We start from the raw sequence: 516 nt of genomic DNA on the forward strand, positions 1-516 counted from the left end.
CCTCGCGCATGGCCCTCGGCCTCGCCCCGCGTCGCCGCGCTCACAATGATGCCGGCGAGCCGGCCGAACGGCGGCAGCCCTGCACGCTCGCGCTCGGCGATCTCGCGCTCGTAAAAAGCTTCCGAATCGCCCGAAACGATCGCCCGCATCACCGGGTGATCCGGCTGGTAGGTCTGCAGCAGGCCAAGGCTCTTCTTGCCGGTGCGGCCGGCGCGTCCCGTCACCTGGCTGAGCAGCTGGAAGGTGCGCTCGGCGGCGCGCGGATCGCCATTGGCAAGCCCGAGATCGGCGTCGACCACGCCGACAAGCGTCATGCCGGGAAAATTGTGACCCTTGGCGACGAGTTGCGTGCCGATGACGATGTCGGCTTCGCCATTGGCGACGGCTTCGAGCTCGAGCCGCAACCGGCGCACGCCGCCCAGAAGGTCAGACGACAGCACGATGGTGCGCGCGTCCGGGAAATGGGCGACCACTTCCTCGGCGATTCGCTCGACGCCGGGGCCGCAGGCCACCAGA

1 pseudogene is annotated in these 516 nt (G+C 69.2%); it reads right to left on the minus strand.

Features of this window, described 5'->3' with window-relative positions:
* A pseudogene (locus EOA27_RS39620) lies at positions 1-516 on the minus strand (primosomal protein N'); the annotation flags it as partial.

The organism is Mesorhizobium sp. M2A.F.Ca.ET.037.01.1.1 (assembly GCF_003998075.1).
GTDB lineage: Bacteria > Pseudomonadota > Alphaproteobacteria > Rhizobiales > Rhizobiaceae > Mesorhizobium.